The following is a 25,444-nucleotide window of genomic DNA, read 5'->3' on the forward strand; positions in this document are numbered from 1 at the left end:
GCGGCGCGCAATGAGCCGGCCCATGCCTGCATGGTTTGGCTTGTTGCTGCTCGCAGGTGCGTGCGCCGCGCAGGGCGAGTCCTTGCCGTGGGAAATCTGGCAATCACCCGCGACGCTCGCCATGCTCAAGGCGGATGATGCGCTGGTGATGACCTCGAGCCGCTGCCCCGCGGGTTGCCGCTTTGATCGCAGCAATGCCGGCGGCGAGAGTCCGCTCGACAATCCCTGGCCTTTGCGCTGGCTCTACAGCGATGGCGACGAGGTGGTGCTGCTGGATGAACCCGGACCTGGTGCGATCACGCGGTTCTGGCTCACCACCGGTTTTGGGAGTTCCAGTTGCATCGATCCGGCTACGCGCATCCGCTTTTACCTTGACGGTGCGAGCGTGCCGACCATCGACTTGCCGCTGGCGGCCTTGTTCGATGGCTCGACGCCGCCGTTCACGCCGCCGTTGGTGGCCGATCGAGACGCATCCAGCGGCGGTTATGTCAGTCATGTACCAATAGCCTGGGCGCAGTCACTGCGGATCGGTCTGGGCAATGCACAAGGCGGCGGCAACCCCTGCACGGTCGATGGCAGGCGCTTGCTGTGGTATCAGATCGAACATCACCGGCTCCCGCCAGGCACCGTGGTCACGAGTTTCACGGCGGGCCACGACGAGCCGGTTTGGCGCGAATTCCTCACGCATGCGGGTGATGATCCCTGGCATGGCCTGCTTGCGCCGGAAACAGCTACGCTCATGCTGACTGCGGGCGCAGACCTGCCCGTGCTCAGCCGCGTTGGCAGTGGATGGCTGCGCGCAATCCGATTGCACCTGCCGCGCGCAGCCTATGCCGATGTCGGTGTGCGCGTGCGCGTCGATGGCATGGTCGCGGTCGATATGCCGCTGTCCGATTTCTACGCCACCGGGCCCGAAGCGCAGCGGCCCGCACGCAGCGTGCTGCTGGGTGAAGATGCGGCGGGCTGGCTGTATGCGTGGTGGCCCATGCCCTATCGAAGTTCGCTGGCGGTCGAGCTCTATGGTGCTGCGAGCCTTGCCGCGCCGATTTCCATCGATACGGATCTGCGTCTGGATTCAAGTCCGGTCCCTGCCGCGGCGGGCCAGTTCTCGGCAACCCTTGGCGACCAGTGCCGGGCCGATGGCGCCTTCGTGCTGGATCAGGCGCAAGGGGCGGGCAAGATCGTCGGTCTTGGTGCGCGCTATCGTGCCGACGGGCTTGTCAGTCGCGGCTATCTCGAAGGAGACGAGCAGGCCACGGTCGATGGCGCGTCGACGCCGGTCTGGCATGGGACCGGCGTCGAGGACCTGTTCGATGGCGGCTTCTATTTCGATCATGGCAGCTTCGCCAATGCGCTGACCGGCGCAACCGAGACCGATAGCGAAGGCAATGGCGCAAGCGCGGTCCATCGACTCCTGCTCAGCGACGCCTTGCCCTACACCGACGGGTTGCGCCTGGTGCAGGAAGCGGGTTATTCGCCAAGCCAGCCGGTGCCGATGTGCGCGCGCTACGTGGTGCATGCCTATCGTCAGCGGCAGCCGTTGTTGATCACTTACGAAACCTTCGAGATCGGTGACACGGCAGCTGCCACTGCGCATGACCATGTCGGCGCGCCGGGTGCACAGTGTGTGAGCGTGCAGGGCATTTTCGAAGGTTACGCGGTGCCCTCCCGTGCGGCACAGGCTTGCACAAGCACGAGCGGCAGCATCCATTTTCGCTTTGACGCAACCGGGGTTCCGCGGCCGCTGCGTCTGCGGCGCAGCTTCGACGTGGGCGGCGGCATGCCCGGCGTTACGGCGGGTTCGGCTGGCGCAAGGGTGTTGGTCAATGGCGCGTTCGCCGGCGCGTTTGCGCCGGTCGCGGCCAATGTGCCGCGTCGCTGGCAAGAGCAGGAGGCCCTGCTCACGGTGCCCGAGCTGGCGACGGTGCTCGAGATCGAGGTCGTGCCGGATTACTCCGGGCAGACGCCCTGGTTCAGCGAGTCACGCTGGGCATTGCGTGGCGGATGGCGCGATGTGATTTTTCGCGACGCGTTCGAATTCTGAGCGCGGCTGTGTCGTGTCCGGTGCTTGATGTTCCGTCGTGGTGCCGCACAGGTCGAACGCCAGGGTCGCGCTGTCAAGGCGCGCGCGGACTGAGACTGCTGTCAAAGGTGGTGGGCGCCGGAGCAGGGCGCTGCAGCACCGCCCCGGGCGCGCTCGGTTGGCTGATCGAGAGCAGCCAGGCCGAGCTGCCGGCGACGAGCGCCACCAGCAAGGCGGAACGCATCAGCAGACCGATGCGTCGCCAAGTGCGTTCATCATCGATCCGGCCGGCAGTGATCCGCAGCGGGATGATTTGGGTGCTGTGCGTGAAAGCCTGCATTTGATCGGGATGTGCGGCGTGCATCGGAAGGTTCCAGTGCAAGACAAGCGAACGAGGGTATCCACGGTGTGCGTACATTCGACCCGGTGGTTTGGGGTGCATTCCTGGCAAAGCCCTGAACCGGAACCTGCTTGCGGCTGCCCCGGTCCTGCGCATGCAGAGCGTGGGCGATGCTGACAATCAGGAGCGCTTTCCGACAGCAGTGGGTTTGGAATGGGGCGCCTGCCAGCGGGATTGCGGGTTTCAGGTCTTGCCTGACTGGTAGTACTGCATGAACCTTGCCAACGATCATGCATCCCCGCCCGCAACGGCGCCCGGCGGACCTGAAAGACGCAACGAGGCCGGTCTGCGAGTGCAGGCCGGCCTCGGCGATCCGCGTGGAAACGGGTCGACTTGCGCAGATCAGAAGCGGTACTCGCCGCTTACCGACACCAAGCGCGGGTTGAGATCAAGCCCGTTCTTGTCGGCCTTGTAGTAGTCGTAATTGAGGCCGATGCTGAAATTGTTGTTGAAGTCGTAACCAAAACCGACGCCGGCATACCACTTGCTGCTGGTGTCGTCGATATGGCTGACGCCGTAGACATTGGTCGCGGGATCGAAACTCGTCACGTAGCCGCCCTTGAGATCCGAGCGGAAGTAGCCTGCGCGGCCGCTCAGGTACCAATTGTCGGTCATGTTGAAATGCGCGTTCGCGCCCACGGTCCAGCCCTTGAGCTCGGCGCTGCCGATCGCGGGAATTGCGCCCTTCGGGTCGAACGAACCCAGATGGGTGTAGCCGCCTTCCACGCCAAGCAGGAAGTTCGGGGCAAGCGCCCAGCGATAGCCGCCATTGAGGGCGTAGCCGGTGTCGTCGCCGTCATAACCGTTTCGGTCGAGCGCCGCTTGTCCGACCTGGGCATTGAGGAAGAAGCCCGAGTCATTGGCCGCATGGGCGGCGGGGATTGCAAACAGGGCGGATGCAAGGGCAGTTGCCAACAACATGTTCTTCATGGGTCACTCCAGGGAATGGGTAATCGGATCGGCGCATAGGTCTCAATGCCGATCCGGAGCTTGGATGCTCAGTCGCGCCAAGCGGTTCTTGGGGCCGCCGGCACGACTTGGATGGGGTTCATCGGATCAAATACAATACCGCGCAGTTTATAAAATGTTCATGTCGATCCGGGTGCCGCCGAAGTGGCGCTTGGCGGGCGGTCGTACTGGCGTTGCGCGGCTGCCGTGGGGCGCATGGCAGGTGTATTGACATGACCGATTACGCGCGTAAACTTCCGCTTGGATTACGGATGTAAATCTATGCGCATCAGTGAAGCCGAAAGCATCGTCATGCAGTGTCTTTGGACCCAGGCGCCGCGTACGTCCGAGGAGATCTTTGCCGCGATCGGCTCAGCCAATGGCTGGCAGGAAGCGACGGTCAAAACCCTGCTCAACCGCTTGCTCAACAAGGGGGCGCTTGCCGCGGAGCGCGATGGGCGTCGGTATCTCTATCGTCCCTTGCTCAAGCGTGCCGATTATGTCCACGAGGAAAGCAAGAGCCTGCTCGACCGCCTCTACGGCGGGCAGGTCTCGGCCTTGGTGGCGCATTTTTCGCGCGGTGAAAAACTGTCGAGGCGGGAGATCGATGAACTTCGTGCGCTGATCGAGGAGATCGATCGTGAACCTTGAAGCCTTCGATGTGCTGGTGCGCATGACCTTGATCGGTTCCGCTGCGGTGCTGCTCGTACTGCTCACGCGGCGGTTCCTGCGCCGCCACTTCGGTGCACAGCTTGCCTACGCGGCTTGGCTGCTGGTGCCTGCCAGCATCTTCGCGATGGCATTGCCGGCACCACAGCAGCCGGTCTCGAGGCTGCTCGAGATCGTGCGCGTTGCACCGGCAGCGATTGCCGCGCCCGCTCAAGCCTCCACCCACGCCATTGATTTCCGCTTGGTGTTGCTGTTCTTGTGGCTCGCCGGCGTCATGCTTGCGGCTGCGTTGTTTGTCCGGCAACAGCGGCGATATCTGCGCAGCCTGGGTCTCTTGCATGCACGCGACAGCACGTACATCGTGCAGTCGGATTCGGAATTTGCCGGGCCCGCCTTGATCGGTGCCTGGCGCCCACGCATTGTGTTGCCGGTCGACTTCGATCTTCGCTATGACGCGCGAGAACGCGAGTTGATACTCGCCCACGAACAGATCCATCGTGCCCGCGGTGACGCCTGGGCCAACGCGTTCGCGGTCGCGCTGCGTGCTCTCAACTGGTTCAACCCGCTGCTGCATTACGCAAGCGTCAAGTTCCGCATTGATCAGGAGCTGGCCTGCGACGCAGTGGTGGTTGCGCGCTTTCCGGAAGCGCGGCGGCATTACGCCGACGCGATGTTGAAGGTGCAACTGGCCGGCCAGTTGCGGCAGGAGCTGCAATTGCCGGTCGGTTGCCGTTGGCCATCCGACCAATTTCTGAAGGAGAGAATCCTCATGCTCAAGCAATCCCGACCCTCGCGCGCTGCGCGCCGGTTCGGTCTTTGTCTCGTCGTCACAATGACCCTCGGATTTGCCTGGGGTGCATGGGCGAGCCAATCGTCGCGCCCGCCCACGGCGCCAGCGGCTGGGCGCAGCGTCGATGCGACCTTGCGTCTGGATGTCGACGGCAGGCAGGGCAGGCCCATTCGGATCGTGCATGCGCTCGGCAGTGAATTCGAAGTCGCCGATGGCAATTGGCGAGCGGCAATGACCGCGAATGCGACCGTCGATGGCGATATCGCGCTGGATGCCACGCTGCGTCGAGACGGACGCGTGGTTTCAACGCCAGGCATCGTCGCCAGATCCGGGGAGCCGTTTGCCATCGCTGTCGATGGAACGGGTCACGACGCCTTCCGCGTGGAAGGGCAGTTGGCATTGACGAACGCGGCGCCCCCGCCGCCGCCGGCCCCACCCGGCGTGCCGCCGCCCCCGCCGCGGGCTGCACCCTTGCCGCCCGCGCCTCCGGCGGCACCGGCCTTGGCTGCTCCCGCGCCGCCCGCGCCCCCGACCCCGACGGCGCCGTCCTTGGCTGCTCCCGCGCCGCCCGCGCCCCCGCCGCCACCGCCCGCACCGGATCGTCGGTCGCAATCAGGCGATCAGAGTGTGCAATTTCGCACGATGAGGCCGCCGGCCTATCCCGAAGCTGCGCTCAAGAGTCGCACCGAAGGCACGGTCTACGTGCGCGTCTCGGTCGGTGTCGATGGCAAGGTCAGCGCTGCCAAGGTTGACCATGTCTTCCCGGAAAGCGCAGCCGGTGTTCTGGGCGATTCGGCAGTTGCAGCCGTCAAGACCTGGACCTTCGAGCCTGCGCGCAGTCACGGCAAGGCCGTGGCCAGCGATGTGTTGGTGCCAATCGATTTCGCCATGCACGAGAAGTCCGAATCGCCGGCACCGGAAAAGGGCGCGCTCGACGCGATCACGATCCGGGGCGACCTCAAGCACTGATTCGAAATTGGCTCCTTCAAAGCGGCTCTGTGCGGCAATCGCACAGGGCCGCTAAACTGGGCGTCTTCCTCCCGCCCGTCTTCGAAAAGGAGCTGTTTCATGGCAATCAAGGTCGCGATCAATGGTTATGGCCGCATCGGTCGCAACATGCTGCGCGCACTGTATGAAGCCAAGCGCACCCACGACATCCAGATCGTCGCGATCAACGATCTGGGCAATGCCGAAACCAATGCCCACCTGACCCAATACGACACCGCGCACGGCAAGTTCCCGGGCGAGGTCGGCGTCAACGGCGGCGATCTCGTTGTCAACGGCGATCGCATCAAGGTCTGCGCCGAGCGCGATCCGTCCAAGCTGCCGTGGAAGGATCTGGGCGTGGACATCGTGCTCGAATCCACTGGCCTGTTCACCAGCAAGGCCAAGGCCGGCGCGCATCTGGCTGCCGGCGCGAAGAAGGTCATCATCTCGGCGCCCGGCGACAAGGACGTGGATGGCACCTTCGTCTACGGCGTCAACCACGAGCAGATCAAGGGCAGCCACACCGTTATCTCCAATGCCTCGTGCACGACCAACTGCCTGGCGCCGCTGGCCAAGGTGCTGCACGAGAAGATCGGCATCGTGCATGGTCTGATGACGACGATTCACGCCTACACCAACGATCAGGTGCTCACCGACGTTTATCACTCCGATCTGCGTCGTGCACGCAGTGCGACGATGAGCCAGATTCCGACCAAGACCGGCGCCGCCGCTGCGGTGGGTCTGGTGCTGCCCGAACTCAACGGCAAGCTCGACGGCTTCGCGATGCGCGTGCCGACGATCAATGTCTCGGTGGTCGACCTGTCCTTCGTCGCCGCGCGCGCCACCAGCAAGGAAGAAATCGACGCCGCAGTCAACGAAGCCGCCAATGGCAGGCTCAAGGGCATCCTCGGCGTGAATACCCAGCCGCTGGTATCGATCGACTTCAATCACAACCCGCTGTCGTCGATCTACGATTCGACGCAGACGCGTGTGATGGGGGGCACCCTGGTCAAGGTGCTGTCGTGGTACGACAACGAGTGGGGTTTCTCCAACCGCATGCTCGACATGACGCTGGCCTACGCCAACGCGAAGTGAGAATTTCCGCCACGGGCTATGAAACAGGGCCGGTTGATCCGGCCCTTTTCACGTCTGTCCGCCGGAACCCCGCCAGTCGCGTGCGAGCAGGCCGTAGATCGCCGAGTCCTGCACGGTGTCGCCGACGCGCCAGCGCTCACGCAAGAGGCCCTCGCGCCGGAAGCCGAGGCGTTCGACCAGCCGACATGATGCGCTGTTGAGCGGATCGATATCGGCCTCGATGCGGCTCAGACCGAGATTCGTGAAGGCGTGTTCGATGGCGAGCGCCGCCATCTCACGCGCGAGTCCGCGGCCCCAGTAGCGCGGCAGCAGCGCAAAACCGAGTTCAGCGCGCGCGTGCGCGCGTGACAGTGCGAACAGCGAACAGGTGCCGATCAGGCGATCGTCATCGGCAAGCGTCGCCGCCCACGGATAGAGCTCGATCTGCTCGCGCTCGCGTTGCATGCGCTCGATGTGGGCGAGCGCCTGCTGCGGTTCGTGCCAGGGTAGATGGCTCCAATGGCGCATCACCTGTGGATCGGAGTACAGCGCGAACAGCGCATCCACATCGTGCAGCGCCAGCGCGCGCAGACGCAGGCGCGAACTCGCAAGTTCCGGAAATTCGGCATTCATGTCGGCGCGTCGAACGTGTCCCTGCGGGCCATTGATTGGCGGCCTGTCACTATAATGTCGAGAGGCTGGTCGTGTGCGGAAGCGGCAGCGCCATGCGTGGCGTATTGCGGCCATGGCGCCATCTGTGGCATGGATTTCCAGAGGCATGATGAAGAAGGGAACAACGTTGGTCATCGCTGTGACCTGCCTGATGATCGCGGGCGGATGGCTTGCCGGGAAACGGGATCGCGGCGGCGCGCCAACCGATGTGCCGAAGGCAGCTGCGCATGAGACGTCCTCCTCCGGCCCGCAAGCCGGCGCGGCCATGGTCACGACGCCGCAGACGAGCGCCGCAGGGCGCTCGGAGTCACTCGACGATCGTCCGTTGGCAGAAGTGCGTGCCGAGCTTGAACGTCGCGCACAGGCGGGGGACGCACGTGCGGCAAGCCGGCTCGGGCAGGCGTTCCTTCATTGCAACAAGCTGCCCATACTGACCGATGACAAAATTGACGATGCGATCGTCGAGGTCAGTGCGCGTGGTGGCAACATTCTCGGCGAACTCGGTGTGTCGCTTTCGCCTGCCGACCAATCTTCACTGCTGAAGGCGATGATGAGGTTCGTGCAGGCCCGCTGCGCAAACGCCCAGGGCCTCGACGAGGCAGATGCGTCCGCGCAGGCTTTGCGCTGGGTCGAGCGCGCAGCCGCGCTTGGCGACGCCGATGCGCAAGCCTTGTACGGCGGGGCGGTGCTCAATGCCTATGACGTGCGCAGCGCCATTGCGGGTGCCGAGACGTTGCGCGATCGCTTGCGGCAGGCGCGAGAGTACGTCGCGTCATCGTTGGCGCGGGGCGACGCGCTGGCCTTGCTGCAGACGCAAGCGTACCTGGGTAACGGTATCTACCCGCCGAACCCGGAAGCTGCGTACGCGCATCTCTATGCATATTCATTGACGCCACGATCCGGCGATCTGCCGCCCGAATTGCTGGCTGTCATGCTTTCCGACGCGTCCAGGACACTCGATGCCGGCGCGATCGACCGCGCGCGTGAGCAAGGGCGCCGGCTGGCTGCGTGTTGCGGTGCTGGTGGAGGAGCAAGGCGATGAGACTGAGCGGACGGCGAACCGCATGGATTGTCGCGTGTTTTGCGGTAGCTGCACTGCTGTGGGTTGCGTTTCATCGTCAGGGCGACGCGCCGCGGATGGCGCCTGGCGTGCCGTCGCACGCGCAAGCCTTGCCGCGCGAAGCGTCGACGCCCAAGGCAGCGGAGCGCAAGGCGTCGCCGCCGCGGATTGCCGAACACGTTCGTGTGCCTGATTTGCCCCAGCACGCATTGCCGGAGTGGGACGCGCCGCTCGAAGAGGCCGTGGCGGAGCTTCGAAAATGGAGCGACGCGGGCGATGCGAATGCGCAAGTCCAGCTGACCGGCCGGCTGAAGGCGTGCACGCCGCATGCTTTGGAGCACGCTGCATTCCTCGACAACCTGGATCGGGCAAGCATGGAAAGCGATGCCCGGAACCAGCCAGGAGCCGACGAACATCTTGCAGCGAAGCGCGATGTGGCGCAGTCACGCATCGATCGCAATGCGAAGATTCGCGCGGCTTGCGCGAAACTGCCCAAGGATCTGCTCGACCATTGGCTCGACCCTGCCGATCGCGCGGCGCAGGCGGGCGACGTCGGGGCCATGCTCACCTATGCGGAAGGCGCGTTGGACGACTTTCAGGACCTCACTTCGATTGCGGCAAATATCGACGAGGTGATCGAGCGCCGGGACAAGGCGCGTGTGTATCTGGGAGAAGCCGCGCGTCGTGGTGACAAGCGGGCGTTGGTCTTGCTTGCGGAAATCTACGCAGACACCCAAATCGGGCTTTCGAATTCCCCGCTCTACGAGAAAGACCCGGCGCAGGCTTATGCATACGCCTTCGTGGTGTCGCGGATCAGTGGCGCCACACCGCACGAGCGCGCGAACATGGAATGGCTGATGTCGGAGAGCGCCGAGCGCCTCGACGCACAAGGCCTCGCCCGCGCGCAAACCGAAGGCGAGCGCCTCTACCAGCACTGCTGCGCTGGACGTTGAAGGCGTTTGGGCTGATCGCGTCGTGGCGACGTGGCGGCGCGCGCGGATTTGCGCTACGTTCGTCGTGCTGCGGCGCCGCATCGCGCCGCCAAGGAGCCGACATGGTCGCTACGACTGCGCATTCCGCTGCGCTGCCCTACAGCCTGCGCGAGGAACTGGCGTCCAGCCTGATCCACGGCCTGGGCATCGTGCTCAGCATCGCCGGGCTCGCGACCCTCGTCGGTTTCGCGGTGCGCAGCGGTGGCGCGCGCGAGATCGTCAGCGTTGCCGTGTATGGCACGACCTTGATCCTGCTCTACACCGCCTCCACGCTCTATCACGGGATACCGGTTGCGCGTGCCAAGCTGGTGCTGCGCCTGCTCGATCACGCCGCGATCTTCCTCTTGATCGCCGGCACCTACACACCGTTCACCCTGCTGACCTTGCAGGGCAAGTGGGGCGTCGCCTTGTTCGTCGTGGTGTGGGCGCTCGCGCTGGCCGGAATCAGTCTGGAATTGCGCCGTGTGCGCAATCGCGTGTTGATGGCCACGCTTTACGTTGCGCTCGGCTGGATCGGTCTGCTGGCAATCGGACCGCTGCGCGCGAATCTGGAGACGCCGGGGCTGTGGCTGTTGTTTGGTGGCGGCGCAGCCTATACGTTCGGCGTGCCGTTCTATCTGTGGAAGCGCCTGCCTTACAGCCACGCGGTGTGGCATGGTTTCGTCTTGCTCGGCAGCGTGCTGCAGTTTTTCGCCGTGCTGCTCTACGTGTTGCCGCAGGCGTGATCGCGCGCGCTCAACCCAAGGCAAACGCGAAGGCGAAGATGCCGAGCATGACGCCGCACAGGCCGAGCTTGGCCAGCGAGCCGACGACAAAGCCGAGCCAGGCGCCGACACCGACGCCGCCGGCCTTGCGCCACGTGCCGCCGGCGAGAAGTTCGCCGAGCAGGGCGCCGACGAAGGGGCCGAACACGATCCCGGGCAGGCCGAGGAAGATTCCGACCAGGGTACCGAGCGCGGCGCCGATCACGGCCTGACGGCTGGCGCCGACTTTCTTCGCGCCGAGCACGCCGGCAATGAAGTCGATCGCGATGGCGAGCACGGCCAGTGCGCCGAGCAGGATCAATGTCCAGGCGCCGACATGCTGGAAGTCATCGGCCCAGGCTGCGAGCAACAGACCGATGAAAACCAGCGGCACGCCGGGCAGTGCCGGCAACACCGAACCGACGATGCCGACGATCACGAGCAGGGCGGCGAGCACATACCACAACCAATGCAGGGTCATCGTATCCGTCTGTGCGCAAGGAGTGCGCGCACGATAGCGCAAGGCGGCGAGGATCCCCAGCCTTGCGCCAACAGCCATTCAGGCCTGATCGAGGCGAAACGCGATCGGCACCAAACCCCAGGCGGGCACCGCAATGCCATCGCGCAGCACCGGTTTGAAGCGTGCGTGCCGCACGGCTTCGCGCGCGGCCGCATCGAGCGTGGCATGCCCGGAACTGCGTGCGATCTCGATGCGCTCGACCTTGCCGTCGACATCAACCCGCACCTTGAGCAGCACCTTGCCTTCCGTGCGCGCACGGATCGCGGTTGCCGGATAGCGCAGGCGCATCGGCTCGGCATAGGCGAGCGGGCGCGTTTCGCCATTGCCCACGTCATCGCCCGCTGGTGGATCCGACGATTCGTATCGCGCGGTCGGCATCACCGTCGTCAGGTCCTCGGTCTGGATCGGCTCGTGCGGGGCTTCCGGTGCGGGTTCGCGCACGATCGGTTCGGGGGTGCGCGCAGGCACCGGTTTTGCCTTCGGCGTCGGCAGGGGTTCGGCTGGCGGTGCAGGCAACGCAGGGGGTTCCATGCGCAATGCGACTTCGACCTTCGGCGCTGCCGTACGTGGCGCCGGAGGCGTCACCGGCAAGGCAAAGGCGCCCACGGCCAAGGCATGCGCGGCGATCGTCGCGGCCCAGGCAAGGATGCGGCGTGCGTCGAGGCGGTCCAGCTCATCGATCACGAATGCGTGCATGGTCTTGCCTCCGCGTGGTGGTGAACAAGGGAACGACGACAGGTGCGCGGCGGGGTTCGCGAGGCAGCGCCGCTACAATGCCGCCGATGAACCACGGTGCCGATGAATCGAGCGCAGTCCTCAAGGCCGACAGCTTCGGCCGCATCCTGCTGGTCGGCAGCGGCGAGCAGCGTTTCGTGCGGCGGGATCTGGGCGCCACGCCGTGGTGGCTGCGCGGTTTCGCGTGGTTCCTCGCGTGTCGCGAGGCACGCGCGCTCGCGCGGCTGGATGGCCTGCCCTCGACCCCGCGCCTGCTCGGTTGGGACGGACGTTGGCTCGATCGCAGCTTCATGGCGGGCGCGGCCATGTACCAGCGTCCGCCGTTGGGTGATGTGGCCTATTTCCGCGCCGCGCGGCGCTTGCTGCAGCAGGTGCATCGCCGCGGCATCGCCCACAACGATCTGGCCAAGGAAGCCAATTGGCTGGTGCGCGAAGATGGCTTGCCCGCGCTGATCGATTTCCAGTTGGCGACCTGTGGCAGGCCGCGTGCGCGCTGGATGCGCCTGCTCGCACGCGAAGACCTGCGGCACCTGCTCAAGCACAAACGCACCTATTGCCCGGCCGCGCTGACACCGACCGAGCGGCGCATTCTCAAGCGGCACTCGTGGCTGCGTTCGGCCTGGTTTGCGACCGGCAAGCCGGTCTATCGCTTCGTCACCCGTCGGCTGCTGCGCTGGGAAGACAACGAAGGGCAGGGGCCCAAGCCCTGAATCGGGTGGCGATTGCCGGATCGCGATCAGCGCGTGGTTTTCAGCGGCAGCTTGATCGTGACTTCGAGCCCGCCGCCCTCGGCATTGCGGGCCTGGATCGAACCGCGATGGCGCTTGATCGCGCGCGCTGCGATCGCCAAGCCAAGGCCGGTGCCGCCGCTGCCGCGCGTGCGCGCGCTGTCGGTGCGGTAGAACGGTTCGAAGATCCGCGCCAGTTCCGGATCGGCGACGCCTGGGCCACGGTCGCGCACGAGTATGTGCGCAACATCGCCCTCGCGCAGAAGGCGCACGACGACGGTGCTGCCGTCGGCGGTGTAGGCCAGGGCATTGCGGATCACATTCTCGAACGCGCTGTAGAGCGCCGCATGCGAACCAATCAGTTGCAGATGGGCGCGTTCGGCCAGCACGACCTTGCGGCTGCGCAGCGCGCCTTCGTAGTCGGCGTTGAGGATCACGTCCTCGAGCAGGGCATCGAGCGCAATGTCGTCGACCAGCGCATCGCTGGTGGTTTCCAGCCGCGAAAGCTCGAGCGATTGCGCCAGCATTCCCTCGAGGCGGTCGGCTTCGCGTTCGATGCGGTCGAGCGAGCCTTGCACCTGGGCGGAATCACCGTCACGGGCGAGCTCCAACGCCACGCGCTGTCGCGCGAGCGGCGAGCGCAGTTCGTGTGAGACATCGCGGACAAGCCGGCGATGGCTTTCGACCAGGGTCTTGATGCGTTCGGCCATGGCGTCGAATTCAGTCGCCAATGCCACCACTTCGGCGCTGCGGCCGAAGCGGATGCGGCCAACGCGCGCATCCAGATCGCCTTCCGCGAACCGATGCGTACTGGCGCGGATGCGTTGCAGTGGCGAGGACACATACCAGGCCAGCAGCAAGCTGAGTGCGGCACTGGCGGCCATCGCCACCAGGATGTTCTGCCAGAACCAGGTCGGGCGTCGCGCCATCAGGCGGGCAAAGAAGCTGCCTTCGCGTGCGGCCACCATCGCATAGGTGTCATGCCCGCGCGTGCGCGTCGCGCGGGCGCGCAGACGCTCGGCGCTGTAGGTCTCGCTGCTGCCCGGATCGTCGGCACGCAGGTTCGCCAGCACCTGCGCCGCCGCGGCGCGCACATTCGGCGAAACCTCGCGGCCGAGCAGTTCCTTGCCGTCGGCGGTGAATACATACACCTGGGCCGGCCCGAAACCGTCGGCTGTACGCAGCCATTGCCGCGTGGCTTCCTCGCCGTCATGGCGCAATTCGCGGGTCGTGCGCGCGAGCAGGTCGTCCAGCGCCGCCTGCAGGCGGGTGATTTCGGTGCCGGGGATCTTCTCGGTTTCGAAGTTGCTGGTGCCAACCCAGGCGAACATGACCAGCAGCACCACGGTGGCGATCCACAGCACGCCGAAGATCCGCCAGAACAGACGTTGCATCATCGATTTGGCCGCCCCGAAGTCCGCGCTTACTCGCCGTTGCCGAGTTGGCGCAGCAGATAGCCGCTGCGATGGATCGTGGTGATTGGCGAAGCGCCATCGGGCGCATCGCCGAGCTTGCGGCGCAAATTGGAGACATGCACGTCGATCGAACGGTCGAACGGACCGAGCGGGCGACCGAGCACGCTTTGCGAAATGCGTTCCTTGCTCACCACGCGGCCGGTCTCGCGCAACAGCAGCACCAGCAGGTCGAACTCGGTTCCGGTCAGGGCGACGCTCTCGCCGGAGACGCTGACACTGCGCGAAGCTGCGCGCAGCAGGATCGGGCCATTGCGCAGATCGGTCAGCACCTCGCTGCCCTCGCCGTGCGCCCGGCGCAACACCGCGCGCAGGCGCGCTGCCAGCTCGCGCGGGTTGCAGGGCTTGGGCAGATAGTCGTCGGCACCCAGTTCGAGCCCGAGAATGCGATCGACGTCCTCGCCCAGCGCGGTGAGCATGAGCACCGGCAAGGGTGATTCGCGACGCAGCTCGCGCAGGGCATCCAGTCCCGATCGGCCTGGCATCATCACATCGAGCACCAGCGCGTCGAAGGTTCCGGTGCGCACCGCCGCCAGCGCCGAATCGGCATCATGGGCGAGCATGACGTCGAAGCCATCGCGGGTTAGGAAATCACGCAGCAACTGGGCCAGTTCGACGTCGTCATCGGCGAGCAGGATGCGGGGATTGGCCATGCGCGAAGCATACTGGGCGCCTGTCGGAGCCGCCTCCGGGCACGCTCCGCTTTGCATGCCTTTACGCGCCGGCACGAATGCATCGGCGCGTCTGGCTCAGCGACCCGGTCAGGTGCTGCCTTGACGATGGTGCGAATCGGAAAGGCGCTTCATCAAGGGCAGCGCCGCAATCGCGATCAAGGTACAGACCAAGGCGGCGATGCCGAGCTTGTTGAACAACGCGGTATAGATCGGCAGGGTCTGCAGGGGTTCGCTGATGTCGCTGGGAACGCTGGCATAGGTTGCCACCACGCCGCCCAGGTATTGGGAGATGCCCGAGGCAACGAACCACGCGCCCATCATGAAGCCGCCCATTCGCGCCGGCACGTAGCGGGCGATCATCGCCAGGCCCAGGCCGCTGACCAGCAGTTCGCCCAACGAGATCGCGCCATAACCCCACACCATCAGCCACGACGACACCTTGCCATCGGCCCCGGCGAAATGCTGCGCGGCGCCGTAGATGAAGAAGCCGCCGGCGATGATGACGAATCCGAGGGCGAACTTGGCGGCAATCGACAGATCGCGCTTGCGCTTGCCGGCCCAGGTGTAAAGCCAGGCGAGGATCGGGCTGAGGATGAAGATCCAGATCGGGTTGAAGGCCTGGATCTGTGCCGGCGACCAGTCCCATAGATGCGCGCCGAACACGTTGAAGGCCATGTCGACGTTGCGCAGTGCGAACAGATTGAGCGAGGTCGACATCTGCTGGTAGAAAACGAAATAGAACACCGTCTGCACGGTGAGCACGAGTGCGGCGATCAGGCCCGGTCGCTCGTCGCGGCGTCCACTCGAAATCAGGTAGGCGAAGATCGCGAGTACCGCGATTCCGGCAACATAGACGAAGGCGCGTGCGACCGTCTCGTGTTCGAGGATGTAGGCCGAGGCAAATACCGCAACCATGCCCAACGCGAGCACGGCGCCGAGCTTGCTCCAGTCGACTGGCTGCGCATCCGGCGCCGAGCCGATCTGCCCCATCGATGCGCGCATGATGAGGTAGTTGAACAGACCCACGATCAGCCCCACCGAGCACACCGCGAAAGCCACATGCCAGCCCAGTTCGTTGCCGTAAGCCTGGTTGACGTAGTCCTTGAGCCAAGGCGTGAGCAACTGCGAAATCATCGCGCCGAGGTTGACCGCCATGTAGTAGATCGTGAAGGCGCTGTCGATGCGCGAATCGTCACCTTCGTAGATCTTGCGCACGAGATTGCCGGCATTGGGCTTGAACAGGCCGTTGCCGACCACGATCACGCCGAGCGCGCAGAACAGGAACCAGGTGCTTTCGGTCGGCACCACCATCAAGGCGTAGCCTGCGGAAAGGATCACCGCGCCCAGCAGCATCGTGCGACGCGTACCGAGGATCTTGTCGCCGATCCAGCCGCCGATCGCCGGCGCCACGTAGATCAATGCCGCTGCCGCGCCCCACACCAGATTGGCGCGGTCATCGTCGAAACCCAGGCGCTGCACCATGTAGTAGACGATCAGCGCCTGCATGCCGTAATAGCCAAAGCGTTCCCACATTTCGATCAGGAACACGGTGGCAAATGAACGCGTCTGGCTCTGGGGGGCTGCTGTGGTCATCGGATATCTCCGCGGCAAGGCGAGGAATGGACGGGGCTCGCGGCGCGGTCAAGCGCGCGCGGACTGGCTTGGTCGCGGCTGCGCAGGTGCGTGCGGCAGCCAGTGGCGCAGCAAGGTCGCCAGCAGCAGCGCGTACAGGGCCGCCAGCAGTGCCGACAGCGACACGTCCGAAAGGAAATGCTTGGCCATGTCGATGCGGGCGATGATCGCGAACAGCGGAATCGTCAGCAGCAGCAGGCGTTGCCACCAAAGCGGGCAGGCGGCTGCAATCGGCAGCAGCAGGCCGAAGTAGAACGAGGAGTGGCCCGAGGGAAAGCTGCCACCGCCGGTGAACCAGATCTGCGACCAGTCACCACTGGCAAGCACTTCAGCCGGGCGCAGGCGGCCGAACAGACCCTTGCCGAGGATCATCGAACCGATCGTTGCAAACTGCACCAGCGCTGCCATCACCAGAACGCGCGGCCAACGTGCGTTGCGCGCCACCTGCGTCGCAATCAGCCCGAATGCGAGCGTGATGCAGCCTGCCAGCCAATACCAGACATGCAAGCCGCTGAGCGTGTCGAGCGTGTTGAGTGTTGCGGTCAGCGCAGGCAGGTTCTCGTAGCCGCCGGCACGCACCCATTGCGCGAGCGAGCGATCGGCGCCAAGCAGGCCGACTGCAAGCAGAACGGCGAAACAGGCCGCAATCCAGGCCAGGAAGCGGCGGTTCATCCGGCATGCCCGGCCGTGCGCCTGCACGCACGCTTGGCGCTGCCGCGGCTGCGTCCGTGCAGCAAGTCGTTGTTCGCGCGGTCCGGGCCGCACTGCATGATCGTCACTTGCAACATCGTCCAATCCCCAAAATGCTGTCCCTTTCGACCGTGTCGTCGGGGTTATGGCATCATCCGGCGCGTTCCAGCCGCGGGCGGGCCGGGTCGATCTTCGACGATCCACGTGGTGGCATTCAAGCCTTCGCGGTCGAGCAAGGCCATCGCGCGGCATTTTCGATCAGGGGAAATGGCAGGCATGCCGAGCACCGAAGCCAGGGGACCGCGCCAGATGGCGCGGGCGTTCATATGGTCCATGCAGGGCATACGCGCAGCATGGCGACATGAAGCCTCATTTCGCCTCGAAGGTTATCTGTTCGTGGTGCTGTGCCCGCTCGGGCTGTGGCTCGGGCGCAACGGCATCGAGCGTGCGATCCTCGTTGGCTGTCTGCTGTTCGTGCTCTCGGCGGAACTGCTCAACTCGGCAATCGAGGCGGTGGTCGACAGAACCAGTCCCGAGTTCAACGAACTGGCCGGCCGCGCCAAGGACATGGGTTCGGCTGCGGTATTCGTGCTGATGATCAATGCCGTGCTGTGCTGGGGTCTGATCCTCTGGCGTTGAGCCGGGCGATCCCGCCAGCCCGGTTGCCCCTTGCACGGCGTGCACGCTGGTCGCACAGTGCGCGCTCCGGGGCTTGCCCGTGCCGTTGATGGCGGAGGAACCATGCGCGCGATCCGATTGCTCACCCTGCTGCTCGCACTGCTCATGTTGGGCGGCTGCGGCTACAACCAGATCCAGTCGAAGGACGAGGCGGTCAAGGCCGGCTGGTCCGAGGTGCTCAATCAGTACCAGCGCCGTGCGGACCTCGTGCCCAACCTCGTCAACACCGTCAAGGGCTATGCGCAGCACGAGGAGAGCGTGTTCACCCAGGTGACCGAGGCGCGCGCCAAGGTCGGCCAAATCAACCTCACCGCCGATGATCTGTCGGACGAGAGCAAGATGAAGGCGTTCCAGCAGGCACAGGGCGAGCTGTCCAGCGCGCTTTCGCGCCTGATGGTGGTTTCGGAGAACTATCCGCAGCTCAAGGCTGACGGCCTGTTCCAGAACCTGCAGGCCCAGCTCGAAGGCACCGAGAATCGCGTCACCGTGGCCCGCAACCGTTACATCGGGCTGATTCAGGACTACAACACCTACATCCGCTCGTTCCCGACCAACCTCACCGCGAAGATGTTCGGCTACAAGCCCAAGGCGAACTTCTCGGTCGAGAACGAAAAGCAGATCTCGACCGCGCCGACGGTCGATTTCTCCAAGCCCGCGCAACCGTCGCAATGAACCTGTAGGAAAGGCTTCATCGGCGATGGCTCCGAAAGGCAAGCATCGCGGCGGTTGCCGCTCTTGCGCATGGATTCTCGGGCCGCGTGATTTAGCGCTCCCGCGTGACGCCGTTCCTGCACGAGCGCCGGAATGCGCGAGCAAGCGTCCTGGCGAAGCCGGCCCCTATCCATTACGTGGACAACTTGCGTGAAACGACTGTTGCGCACCCTGGTTTTTCTCGTCGCACTGGCGCTTGCGGCAGGCGTCGCCATCGCTGCCGACGGCGCCCTGCAGCCGATCCCTTCGTTCGGGGAACGCGTGACCGACCTCACCGGCACGCTCGACGCGCAGCAGAAGACCAAGCTCGCGGGCGAGCTGGAAGCGCTGGAGAAGGCCAAGGGCTCACGCGTGGCGGTGCTGCTGGTGTCGACCACGCAGCCCGAGGACATCGCCCAGTACAGCATCCGCGTCACCGATGCCTGGCGGCTTTCGCGCAGCGATGGCAAGACCCACGACGGCGTGCTGCTGATCGTGGCCAAGGATGATCGCCGCGTGCGCATCGAGGTGGGCCAGGACATGGAAGGTGCGATCCCCGATGCAGCGGCAGCACGCATCATCCGCGAGTACATCACGCCCCGGTTCCGCGCCGGCGACTATGCCGGCGGCATCGAGGACGCAGTGGGCGCGCTGACGAAACTCATCAACGACGAGCCCCTGCCGGCACCGCTGGCCGACGAACGCGGAGCAGATGATCCGTTCGGCAGCACGATGATGTTTGGCTTGTTTGCCATGTTGTGGGCGCGTGTCGTGTTCAATGGGTTTCCCGTATTGCTGCGCGTGCTGCTGGTTGCTGCAGTCAGCATGGGCGCTGGTTGGTTGATCAGCGGCGCGATCGAGATCGGCATCCTGTTCGGCGTGGTGGGTTTGTTTGTGGGCTTGCTGGGTGCAGGAGGCGGCGGGATGGCCAGTCGCGGCGGGGGCTGGGGTGGATTCAGTGGTGGCGGCGGCTGGAGCGGCGGTGGCGGCAGTTGGGGTGGTGGTGGCTCCAGCGGTGGCGGCTTTTCCGGCGGCTCCAGCGGTGGCTTTTCCGGCGGCGGCGCTTCGGGAGGCTGGTGATGCGATACCTGCGCCATCTGTTCGATCTGGGCGCCGCGCGGCGCAGCTTTCCTGCGTCGACGCTCGACGCGATCCAGCATGCGATCCATGCCAGCGAGACGCAGCATCACGGCGAGATCGTGTTCGCGGTTGAAGGCAGCTTGAGCCTTGCCCATCTGTGGCGCGGGGGCGGTGCGCGCGATCGCGCGCGCGAAGTGTTCAGTCATTTGCGTGTATGGAACACAGAGCACAATACCGGCGTGCTGGTCTACGTGCTGCTCGCCGAGCGCGCGATCGAGATCGTCGCCGACCGCGGCATCGCAGCGAAGGTCGCGCAAGCGCGCTGGGACGAGATCTGCGTGACGATGCAGCAGCATTTCGGTGCCGGTGAATTTGAGCGCGGCGCCATTGCCGGCATCGAGGCGATCAGTGCGATTCTCGTCTCGGCGTTTCCTGCCGATGGCAGCACCGATCGCGACGAGTTGCCCGATCGCCCGGTGGTGCTGTGAACCGTGACGTCGCGCCTCACGGACTTGTTGCGCGCGCGCCAAGGCGCTAGCGTGCACGTTCTGCTGCACGGATTGATCCATGAGCGAAACGATTGAATATCCGGCGCTGTTCCTCAAGCGCGGCGAGGACGCGCGCCTGCGCGCGGGACACCTGTGGGTGTTTTCCAACGAGGTCGATGTCGAGCGCTCGCCGCTGACCGGCTTTGCACCGGGCGATGCCTGCGCGATCGTCGATCATCGCGGCAAGGCGATCGGTGTCGGCTACGTCAATCCCAATTCGCTGATCGCCGCGCGCCTGGTCGCGCGTGGCCTCGAACACGCACTCGATACTTCGCTGATCGTGCATCGGCTCAATGTCGCGCTGTCGCTGCGCGAGCGGCTTTACGCGCAGCCATACTATCGTCTCGTGTTTGGCGAGGCCGATGGCCTGCCGGGCCTCACCGTCGACCGCTTCGGCGATGTGCTGGTGGCGCAGGCGACCACCGCAGGCATGGATCGGCGCAAGGACGAAATCCGCGATGCCTTGGTCAAGGTGATCAAGCCGCGCCAGCTGTGGTGGAAGAACGATGCCGGGATCCGCGCACTCGAACATCTCGCCGAGGTGGTCGAACTCGGCCACGGCGAGCCAGGTGGCGAGGTGTTCGCGCGCGAGGGCAGGCTCGAATTCCGCATCGACCCGGTCGGCGGTCAGAAGACCGGCTGGTTCTACGACCAGCGCGAGAATCGCGACCAGCTGGCCCGACTGGTCGCCGGCAAGCGCGTACTCGACATGTTTTCCTATCTCGGCGGCTGGGGCATCCGCGCCGCGGCCGAGGGCGCGAGCGACGTCGTCTGCGTGGATGCCTCGGCAGCCGCGGTGGAAACAATCGCGGCCAATGCCGAGCGCAACGGTGTCGGCGAGCGCGTGCGCGCACTGCGCGCCGATGCCTTCGATCACCTGCGTGCGCTGCGCGAAGCGCGCGAGCGCTTCGACGTGGTGATCCTCGATCCGCCCGCCTTCATCAAGCGCAAGAAGGACGCCGCCGAAGGCCGGCTCGCCTATCGACGTCTCAACGAATTGGGGATGCAGGTGCTCGCGCGTGACGGCCTGCTCGTCACTTGCTCGTGCTCGCACCACCTGCCGCGCGCGGCCCTGCTCGACGGCGTGCAACAAGGCGCACGCCATCTGGATCGCCAGGTGCAGATGCTGATCGCGTTGCAACAGGCGCCCGATCATCCGGTGCATCCGGCGATCGCCGAAACCGAATACCTCAAGGGCTTCATCTGCCGCGTGCTGCCGGCATAATCCACCGATGCATTACCTCGTCGATTTCAATCCCGTCGCCATCGCCCTCGGCCCGGTGCAGGTGCACTGGTACGGACTCATGTATCTGGGCGGCTTTGCCGGCGCCTGGTGGCTGGGCCAGCGGCGACTCGCCGCGGGCCGCCTGCCGGTCACGCGCGATGCGTTTGCCGATCTCGCCTTTTACGTCATGCTCGGCGTGATCCTCGGTGGCCGCATCGGCTACGTAGTGTTCTACAACTTCGGCCAATACCTCGCGCATCCGCTCGATGTGTTCAAGGTCTGGGACGGCGGCATGTCGTTTCATGGCGGCCTGCTCGGCGTGCTGCTCGCCGGCTGGCTGTGGTCGCGCGCGCAGAAACTGCATTTTTTCGACACCATCGACTTCGTCGCGCCGCTGGTGCCGATCGGGCTTGGCCTCGGTCGTCTGGGCAATTTCATCAATGGGGAATTGTGGGGCGACTTCACGCAACGGCCCTGGGGCATGATCTTTCCGGCGGCACCGGAGCTGGCCGAGCGCTCGCACGCAGCGCTGCTCGCCGCATACCAGGCCGGTGAACTTGAAGCCTTTGCGCGTCATCCGACCCAGCTCTACGAATTCGCACTCGAGGGCGTGGTGATGTTCACGCTGCTGGTCCTGTACTCGCGCAAGCCGCGCCCGCGCTATGCGGTATCGGGCTGGTTTGCACTGCTCTACGGCGTGTTTCGTTTCCTCGTCGAATTCGTGCGTGTACCCGATGTTCAGCTCGGCTACCTCGCCTTCGGCTGGCTGACGATGGGGCAGGTACTGTCCTTGCCGCTTGTCCTGCTCGGCCTGTTCCTGTTGTGGCGCTCGCGTCATGCGCCGACCCTGCAGCCGCAGGTGGTCGCCGCTGCCGACGGGGACAATTGATGCGCCAGTATCTCGACCTGCTGCGCCATGTGCTCGAACACGGCACCGAAAAGTCTGATCGCACCGGCACCGGCACGCGCAGCGTGTTCGGTTGGCAGATGCGCTTCGATCTCGCGCAGGGTTTTCCGCTGGTGACGACCAAGAGGCTGCACCTGCGCTCGATCATCCACGAGTTGATCTGGTTTCTGCGCGGGCAGACCAATATCGCCTATCTCAAGGAACACGGCGTCTCGATCTGGGACGAGTGGGCCGATGAACAGGGTGAGCTCGGGCCCGTCTACGGCAAGCAGTGGCGTGCATGGGCCGCGCCCGATGGCCGCAGCATCGACCAGATCGCCACCATCGTCGAGGAGATCCGGCGCAATCCAGATTCGCGCCGCCTCATCGTGAGCGCGTGGAACGTCGCCGATCTGCCGGCGATGGCGCTGCAACCCTGCCACACGATGTTCCAGTTCTACGTTGCTGGTGGTCGGCTCTCGTGCCAGCTCTACCAGCGTTCGGCTGACATCTTTCTCGGCGTGCCGTTCAACATCGCCAGCTACGCGCTGCTCACCCACATGGTCGCGCAGGTCTGCGATCTCGCGCCCGGTGACTTCGTGCACACGCTCGGCGATGCGCACCTGTATTCCAATCATTTCGAACAGGCGCGCGAACAGCTCACGCGCGAGCCGAGGCCGTTGGCGCAACTGTCGCTCAATCCCGCAGTGCGCTTGCTCGACGCGTTCCGCTTCGAGGACATCACGATCGAAGGTTACACGCCGCATCTGGCGATCAAGGCACCGGTGGCGGTGTGAGCCGGCCCGCTCGCATCAGCCTGATTGCCGCGCTCGATCGCAATCGCGCGATCGGGCGCGACGGCGCGATGCCCTGGCACCTGCCCGAGGATCTCAAGCGCTTCAAGGCGCTCACGCTCGGCAAGCCCGTGCTCATGGGCCGCAAGACCGCGCTCGCGATCGGCCGCGCGTTGCCCGGGCGCCTCAACCTCGTGCTCACGCGCGGCGCGCAGGCGCCGTACCCGCAGCAACAGGTCGTGGCCTCGGTCGCCGCCGCGCTCGATCGCGCTGGCGCCGAGGAACTTGCGGTGATCGGCGGCGGCGAGGTCTATGCGCTCGCACTGCCGCTGGCTACGCATCTGCACCTGACCTGGGTCGATGCACAGGTCGATGCAGCCGACACCTGGTTCCCGGCCATCGACCCGCGCGAGTGGCACGAAGTCGCACGCGAACACCACGCTGTAGATGCGCGCCATGCGCATGCGATGAACTTCGTCGATTACGAACGCCGGCAGAGCGGCGCGTGAGCACCCGGCCGCGAGGCATGGCCGGCCACGGACCCACCCGTGAGCGCGTGCAAGCAAGCGGCGGCCCCTGAGCCGAAACGATCAGCGCTTCAGTCTTGTTCCTTGCCCGGCGGTGGTTTTCGATCGGACTGGATCGTCACGTACTGCGCTTCTTCGCCGTCCAGGCGCAAGGCGGTGAGCGCGCCGCCCCAGACGCAGCCGGTGTCGAGTGCGTACACGCCAAGTCCGGCGAAGCGACCGAGCATCGACCAGTGGCCGCAGACTATGCGCAGATCGCGTTCAACCACGCCGGGCACGGCAAACCAGGGATACAGACCGGGCTTCTGCGTGCCGGGTTTGCCCTTGGCGCCGAAGGCGATGCGGCCACGCACGTCGACATAGCGCATGCGCGTGAACACGTTGATGCCGGCGCGCCAGCGATCGATGCCATGCAGGCGCGAAGTCCACAGGTCGGGCTTGTTGCCGAACATCTGCTTGAGCAGGCGCCGGTGCGCCTCGCCATGCAGCTTGTCCTCGATCTCGCGCGCGATCGCCTCGGCCTGTTGCGTGCTCCAGCGCGGAAACAATCCGGCATGCACGAGCAGGAAACCGAGCTCACGATCGACATGCACGAGCTTGCGCGTACGCAGCCAGGTGAGCAGTTCCTCGTGATCGGGTGCGAATAGCACTTCGCGCAGCTCGGGGTTGACGCGTGCCTGATCCTCGCGTTTGCGCTGCGCGATCGCCAGCAGCGACAGGTCGTGGTTGCCGAGTGCGACGATCGCTCGCTCGCCCAGCGACTTGATCGTGCGCAATACAGCGAGAGACTGGCCGCCGCGATTGACGAGGTCGCCGCAGAACCACAGTGTGTCGCGCGCGGGATCGAAGGCGAGCTTGTCGATCAGGCGGAGCAGTTCGTCGTGGCAGCCCTGGACGTCGCCGATCGCCCACGTGGCCATCAGTGCAAGGTCCGCGGCGTCGTCAGCACGAAAGTTGGAATCATCGCGTCGAACTGGGTGCCGTCGTCGGCAACCATCTGATAGCTGCCGCGCATCGTGCCCAGATCGGTCTCGATCACTGCGCCCGAGGTGTATTCATAGCCTTCGCCCGGTTTCATCCACGGCTGTTCCCCGACCACACCGTCGCCGCGCACTTCATGCACCTTGCCGTTGGCGTCGGTGATGACCCAGTGGCGCGACAGCAGGCGCGCACCGACCGTGCCGTGATTGGCGATGGTGATGCGGTAGGCGAAGGCGTAGCGGTTCTCGTGCGGAGCCGACTGGTCGTCGAGAAAGCGCGTGTCGACCGAAATCGAAATGTCGTAGGGTTTCTTGCTGCTCATGGTCACGGATTTTCAGCGACTGGCGCGCCGCCGGCAAGCCATGCGTGAAGCCGGGCAGGCGGGTACGCGGTGGCACGTGAATGGACTGCAGATCCCGCGGGTGTGTGGCGGCGAGCGCTGGTGCTGGAAACCCGAGCCAGTGCGCAACGCCGCGCCTGCCACGCTTGGCGGGGAGCTTTCCCGTGCGCACCGTGCGCGAACGCGGTCGCGCCGGGAGTTGGATCGCGCGCTGTGGTACGCAGTGGCGTCAGGTGCTCGCCAAGGCTTTGAGTCGCGCGCGAATCTTGCCGGCCAGGCGGTCATGGTGAGCACCGAGTATCGTGCGCATTTCCGCATCGGTAATGTAGCCGATGCTTTGGCGATATTCGCGTTTGATTGCCGTGTTTTCGGCCCAATGCTGGTCGACCGTGGCAATCGAGTCGACCACGGACACGGCATGGCCTTCGGCCAAGCGCGCCTTGACGCGCTCGATGTGACGTTGGGTGACCTGCTTGGGCGTGGCCTTGGCCGGCAGGGTTTCGAGTGCGATGCGCGGATCGCCATTGTTGTCGAACGGATCCGGGCCGGCCGCGCGACTGCCCATGAACACCCCATCTTCGAAGCGCGTCATGCATTCGAGCATGCGCGCGGTCTTCCACTTGCCGGTCACGAACGCCAGCACGAAGCCGACCAGGCCCGGCCACTTTGGCTTGAGCGCAAAGGCAGCGGCGCTGCCGAACTCGGGATGGACGAACAGGCGCACCAGCGCGGACTGTCCCAAGGACTGGGTCAAGCCCTGCGCCTCGACATCGCCCAGATGCACATAGCCCAGGGCAGCCATGGGTTTGGTGCAGGCATCGGCATGCGCGCGCTGGTAACTCGGATAGTCTGCGGCCGAGATTTCGACCAAGCCCGGGTCGGGCTC

General features: G+C 65.2%; 28 protein-coding genes. 16 read left to right on the plus strand and 12 right to left on the minus strand.

All coding sequences use genetic code 11. The features are described from left to right. The first annotated feature begins 22 nt into the window (after positions 1-22). Complete coding sequence (locus KF759_RS04540; protein ID WP_291223217.1) at positions 23-2,044, plus strand: DUF2961 domain-containing protein; 2,022 nt, start codon at positions 23-25, stop codon at positions 2,042-2,044. A 73-nt stretch (positions 2,045-2,117) separates the two neighbouring features. Here KF759_RS04540 and KF759_RS04545 read toward each other — a convergent pair whose 3' ends face one another. Continuing rightward, positions 2,118-2,387 carry a hypothetical protein gene (locus KF759_RS04545; RefSeq protein WP_291223218.1) on the minus strand — a complete coding sequence of 90 codons (270 nt, stop codon included), beginning with the start codon at positions 2,385-2,387 and terminating at the stop codon, positions 2,118-2,120. Between the two features lie 378 nt (positions 2,388-2,765). Next, a complete protein-coding gene (locus tag KF759_RS04550; protein ID WP_291223219.1) occupies positions 2,766-3,353 on the minus strand; it encodes a porin family protein in 588 nt (195 codons plus the stop codon). 300 nt (positions 3,354-3,653) lie between these two features. Here KF759_RS04550 and KF759_RS04555 point away from each other — a divergent pair, with 300 nt between their 5' ends. The 3 genes from KF759_RS04555 to gap all read left to right on the plus strand — a co-directional run bounded on the left by KF759_RS04555 (position 3,654) and on the right by gap (position 6,912). Continuing rightward, complete coding sequence (locus KF759_RS04555; protein WP_291223220.1) at positions 3,654-4,022, plus strand: BlaI/MecI/CopY family transcriptional regulator; 369 nt, start codon at positions 3,654-3,656, stop codon at positions 4,020-4,022. Further along, complete coding sequence (locus KF759_RS04560) at positions 4,012-5,799, plus strand: TonB family protein (RefSeq protein WP_291223221.1); 1,788 nt, start codon at positions 4,012-4,014, stop codon at positions 5,797-5,799. The genes KF759_RS04555 and KF759_RS04560 overlap by 11 nt, the downstream gene beginning before the upstream one ends. Before the next feature lie 99 nt (positions 5,800-5,898). Further along, entirely contained in the window at positions 5,899-6,912 is a 1,014-nt protein-coding gene (gap, locus tag KF759_RS04565; RefSeq protein ID WP_291223222.1) for a type I glyceraldehyde-3-phosphate dehydrogenase, read from the plus strand. Positions 6,913-6,960: 48 nt separating this feature from the next. Here the strand turns inward: gap and KF759_RS04570 are convergent, their stop codons facing one another. Continuing rightward, entirely contained in the window at positions 6,961-7,524 is a 564-nt protein-coding gene (locus KF759_RS04570; RefSeq protein WP_291223223.1) for a GNAT family N-acetyltransferase, read from the minus strand. Between the two features lie 145 nt (positions 7,525-7,669). On the opposite strand from KF759_RS04570, the gene KF759_RS04575 reads away from it, so the two are divergent. The 3 genes from KF759_RS04575 (at position 7,670) to KF759_RS04585 (ending at position 10,340) form a co-directional block, all read left to right on the plus strand. Continuing rightward, a complete protein-coding gene (locus KF759_RS04575) occupies positions 7,670-8,605 on the plus strand; it encodes a hypothetical protein (protein ID WP_291223224.1) in 936 nt (311 codons plus the stop codon). Positions 8,606-8,733: 128 nt separating this feature from the next. Further along, a complete protein-coding gene (locus tag KF759_RS04580) occupies positions 8,734-9,576 on the plus strand; it encodes a hypothetical protein (RefSeq protein ID WP_291223225.1) in 843 nt (280 codons plus the stop codon). Positions 9,577-9,677: 101 nt separating this feature from the next. Next, entirely contained in the window at positions 9,678-10,340 is a 663-nt protein-coding gene (locus KF759_RS04585) for a hemolysin III family protein (protein ID WP_291223226.1), read from the plus strand. 10 nt (positions 10,341-10,350) lie between these two features. Here KF759_RS04585 and KF759_RS04590 read toward each other — a convergent pair whose 3' ends face one another. Together KF759_RS04590 and KF759_RS04595 are read right to left on the minus strand one after the other, a co-directional pair. Next, on the minus strand, positions 10,351-10,839 hold the full coding sequence (locus KF759_RS04590) for a DUF456 domain-containing protein (protein WP_291223227.1): 489 nt from the start codon (positions 10,837-10,839) through the stop codon (positions 10,351-10,353). Positions 10,840-10,917: 78 nt separating this feature from the next. Further along, complete coding sequence (locus tag KF759_RS04595; RefSeq protein ID WP_291223228.1) at positions 10,918-11,574, minus strand: energy transducer TonB; 657 nt, start codon at positions 11,572-11,574, stop codon at positions 10,918-10,920. A gap of 86 nt (positions 11,575-11,660) precedes the next feature. Here KF759_RS04595 and KF759_RS04600 point away from each other — a divergent pair, with 86 nt between their 5' ends. After that, entirely contained in the window at positions 11,661-12,323 is a 663-nt protein-coding gene (locus KF759_RS04600) for a phosphotransferase (protein WP_291223229.1), read from the plus strand. 26 nt (positions 12,324-12,349) lie between these two features. On the opposite strand, the gene KF759_RS04605 is transcribed toward KF759_RS04600, so the two are convergent. The 4 genes from KF759_RS04605 to KF759_RS04620 form a co-directional block, all read right to left on the minus strand. Then, positions 12,350-13,738, minus strand: a complete 1,389-nt coding sequence (locus tag KF759_RS04605) for an ATP-binding protein (protein WP_291223230.1) — start codon at positions 13,736-13,738, stop codon at positions 12,350-12,352. A 26-nt stretch (positions 13,739-13,764) separates the two neighbouring features. Beyond that, a complete protein-coding gene (locus tag KF759_RS04610) occupies positions 13,765-14,466 on the minus strand; it encodes a response regulator transcription factor (protein ID WP_291223231.1) in 702 nt (233 codons plus the stop codon). Positions 14,467-14,574: 108 nt separating this feature from the next. Further along, positions 14,575-16,080, minus strand: coding sequence for an oligopeptide:H+ symporter (locus KF759_RS04615; protein WP_291223232.1), 1,506 nt, complete (start codon positions 16,078-16,080; stop codon positions 14,575-14,577). Positions 16,081-16,128: 48 nt separating this feature from the next. Continuing rightward, positions 16,129-16,791: a phosphatase PAP2 family protein gene (locus KF759_RS04620; RefSeq protein ID WP_291223233.1), complete on the minus strand. Its 663-nt coding sequence runs from the start codon at positions 16,789-16,791 to the stop codon at positions 16,129-16,131. Between the two features lie 294 nt (positions 16,792-17,085). Here KF759_RS04620 and KF759_RS04625 point away from each other — a divergent pair, with 294 nt between their 5' ends. The 8 genes from KF759_RS04625 to KF759_RS04660 all read left to right on the plus strand — a co-directional run bounded on the left by KF759_RS04625 (position 17,086) and on the right by KF759_RS04660 (position 23,219). Continuing rightward, on the plus strand, positions 17,086-17,448 hold the full coding sequence (locus tag KF759_RS04625) for a diacylglycerol kinase (protein WP_291223234.1): 363 nt from the start codon (positions 17,086-17,088) through the stop codon (positions 17,446-17,448). Positions 17,449-17,550: 102 nt separating this feature from the next. Continuing rightward, positions 17,551-18,159 (plus strand): LemA family protein, encoded by a 609-nt coding sequence (locus KF759_RS04630; protein WP_291223235.1) that lies wholly within the window; start codon positions 17,551-17,553, stop codon positions 18,157-18,159. A 189-nt stretch (positions 18,160-18,348) separates the two neighbouring features. Next, positions 18,349-19,257 carry a TPM domain-containing protein gene (locus tag KF759_RS04635; protein WP_291223236.1) on the plus strand — a complete coding sequence of 303 codons (909 nt, stop codon included), beginning with the start codon at positions 18,349-18,351 and terminating at the stop codon, positions 19,255-19,257. Continuing rightward, positions 19,257-19,745, plus strand: coding sequence for a TPM domain-containing protein (locus KF759_RS04640; protein WP_291223237.1), 489 nt, complete (start codon positions 19,257-19,259; stop codon positions 19,743-19,745). Before KF759_RS04635 ends, KF759_RS04640 begins: the two co-directional genes overlap by 1 nt. A 91-nt stretch (positions 19,746-19,836) precedes the next feature. Continuing rightward, on the plus strand, positions 19,837-21,030 hold the full coding sequence (locus tag KF759_RS04645) for a class I SAM-dependent rRNA methyltransferase (protein ID WP_345777419.1): 1,194 nt from the start codon (positions 19,837-19,839) through the stop codon (positions 21,028-21,030). Between the two features lie 7 nt (positions 21,031-21,037). Further along, positions 21,038-21,919, plus strand: a complete 882-nt coding sequence (gene lgt / locus KF759_RS04650; RefSeq protein WP_291223239.1) for a prolipoprotein diacylglyceryl transferase — start codon at positions 21,038-21,040, stop codon at positions 21,917-21,919. Next, on the plus strand, positions 21,919-22,713 hold the full coding sequence (locus tag KF759_RS04655) for a thymidylate synthase (protein WP_291223240.1): 795 nt from the start codon (positions 21,919-21,921) through the stop codon (positions 22,711-22,713). The genes lgt and KF759_RS04655 overlap by 1 nt, the downstream gene beginning before the upstream one ends. 14 nt (positions 22,714-22,727) lie before the next feature. Further along, positions 22,728-23,219: a dihydrofolate reductase gene (locus tag KF759_RS04660; protein ID WP_291223248.1), complete on the plus strand. Its 492-nt coding sequence runs from the start codon at positions 22,728-22,730 to the stop codon at positions 23,217-23,219. An 89-nt stretch (positions 23,220-23,308) separates the two neighbouring features. On the opposite strand, the gene KF759_RS04665 is transcribed toward KF759_RS04660, so the two are convergent. The 3 genes from KF759_RS04665 to KF759_RS04675 form a co-directional block, all read right to left on the minus strand. Beyond that, on the minus strand, positions 23,309-24,157 hold the full coding sequence (locus KF759_RS04665) for a symmetrical bis(5'-nucleosyl)-tetraphosphatase (RefSeq protein WP_291223241.1): 849 nt from the start codon (positions 24,155-24,157) through the stop codon (positions 23,309-23,311). Then, complete coding sequence (apaG, locus tag KF759_RS04670) at positions 24,157-24,540, minus strand: Co2+/Mg2+ efflux protein ApaG (RefSeq protein WP_291223242.1); 384 nt, start codon at positions 24,538-24,540, stop codon at positions 24,157-24,159. The genes KF759_RS04665 and apaG overlap by 1 nt, the downstream gene beginning before the upstream one ends. Positions 24,541-24,787: 247 nt before the next feature. Continuing rightward, positions 24,788-25,444, minus strand: a 657-nt coding sequence (locus KF759_RS04675) for a hypothetical protein (protein ID WP_291223243.1), incomplete at its 5' end; no start/stop codon positions are given.

The organism is Dokdonella sp., from assembly GCF_019634815.1.
In the GTDB taxonomy this organism is placed as follows: domain Bacteria; phylum Pseudomonadota; class Gammaproteobacteria; order Xanthomonadales; family Rhodanobacteraceae; genus Dokdonella_A.